At 53.1% G+C, this 1,286-nt stretch carries 3 protein-coding genes; all 3 read left to right on the plus strand.

The annotated features are described in order from the left end of the window. The first annotated feature begins 379 nt into the window (after nt 1-379). The 3 genes from HMPREF3098_RS00365 to HMPREF3098_RS11150 all read left to right on the plus strand — a co-directional run bounded on the left by HMPREF3098_RS00365 (nt 380) and on the right by HMPREF3098_RS11150 (nt 1,281). The gene (locus HMPREF3098_RS00365) at nt 380-700 is read left to right on the plus strand and encodes a transposase (RefSeq protein ID WP_083283851.1); all 321 of its coding nucleotides are present in this window, start codon (nt 380-382) and stop codon (nt 698-700) included. 103 nt (nt 701-803) lie between these two features. Then, the gene (locus tag HMPREF3098_RS12000) at nt 804-1,061 is read left to right on the plus strand and encodes a helix-turn-helix domain-containing protein (protein WP_371440926.1); all 258 of its coding nucleotides are present in this window, start codon (nt 804-806) and stop codon (nt 1,059-1,061) included. Continuing rightward, entirely contained in the window at nt 1,027-1,281 is a 255-nt protein-coding gene (locus HMPREF3098_RS11150; RefSeq protein ID WP_070433571.1) for a DDE-type integrase/transposase/recombinase, read from the plus strand. The genes HMPREF3098_RS12000 and HMPREF3098_RS11150 overlap by 35 nt, the downstream gene beginning before the upstream one ends. Nucleotides 1,282-1,286: the final 5 nt, after the last annotated feature.

The raw sequence follows: 1,286 nt of genomic DNA on the forward strand, positions 1-1,286 counted from the left end.
CATGTGTGTTCTCTCATCCCGGCTACGCACCCTAGATCCGGAAGAGCCCATTTAGATACGCATACAACGTTGTACGCCCAAGATCTAGGCGACGAGCTACTTCTGCTTTGCCCCCCCCCTTCGTTAATTCACTTCTTCGCCTATTCCACTTGCTCTAACGTCAAAACTTTCGCCCGACCTTTATAGACGCCACACCCCTTCGCTCGGGCGATCCCCTCGGCCTGACGTTCACGAATGATGGAACACTCAAACTCCCCACAGATCCCAGCAGTCCGAGCATAAGCTTGGCCACCAGCGTCGAATCCTTGGACCTGACCCCCTTTTGGTGGACACCTGATATCCAGCCCAGTCGGGCTGGGAAGAAAGGTAATCTACCATCATGTCCAGGTACTCCGAACAGTTCAGACGCGATGCTGTGGCTCTCTATGAGAACAATGAGGACCTCTCGCTGAACGCAGCATCAGCAGAGCTCGGTATCAACTGTGCCTCGCTGCATTCTTGGGTCAAGAAGTACGGCACCGGAAAGCGTGCGCGCATTAAAGCTGTGCATGATAAAGCCCAAGCGGCGAATGATTCCGAACGGATCCGCACGCTAGAAAAGAAAACGCACAGTTGCGCGAAGAACGCGATATCCTGCGCAAGGCCGCGAAGTATTGTGCCGAAGAGACTCACTGGTGATCCGCTTCCAGTTTGTCTATGACCACCGAACCGAATACTCGGTTAAGCGGATGCGCCACGTTTTAAAGCTGAATCGTTCCTCGTTTTATAAATAAGTGCAAACCCATGAAAAGCGCAGGTTAAAGATGTATTCCGATGCCGCTATTGGCGCAAGGATCACAACCATCTTCGATGATGAGCATGGTCTTTACGGGGCTAAACGCATCGCTGCAAGCCTTAAAGCCGATACGAGCTTTGGCCCGATACATCACAAGAAGGTCGCACGCATCATGAAAGCCATGGGACTACAAAGGCTTCACCAAGCGCCGCCGATGTGTCACTACCAGGCGCAAGCCTGGCCACCGTGTCATGCCGGACTTAGTAGGCCGCAAATTCACAGCTAACGAGCCACACCGCGTTGATGCCGGCGATTTTACGTACCTGCCCTGTAAGGGTGGCAAGAACATGGATTTGGCCACAGTTATTGATACTTACTCGCGGAAACGTGCAGGTTATGCACTCGTAGACGATATGCGCGTCTCATTGGTCATCGATGCTCTCGCTAACGCGTACGGTGTGCGTGGCAGTCTTGACGGGGTGAAGTGCCCCGGGTTTTGTTCCTAGGCATT

This window comes from Corynebacterium sp. HMSC28B08 (genome assembly GCF_001806865.1).
Taxonomy (GTDB): Bacteria; Actinomycetota; Actinomycetes; order Mycobacteriales; family Mycobacteriaceae; genus Corynebacterium; species Corynebacterium auriscanis.

Coding starts and splice junctions, on each gene's coding strand:
- HMPREF3098_RS00365 (WP_083283851.1), top strand. CDS start 380: ATGTCCAGGTACTCCGAACAGTTCAGACGCGATGCTGTGGCTCTCTAT.
- HMPREF3098_RS12000 (WP_371440926.1), top strand. CDS start 804: ATGTATTCCGATGCCGCTATTGGCGCAAGGATCACAACCATCTTCGAT.
- HMPREF3098_RS11150 (WP_070433571.1), top strand. CDS start 1,027: ATGCCGGACTTAGTAGGCCGCAAATTCACAGCTAACGAGCCACACCGC.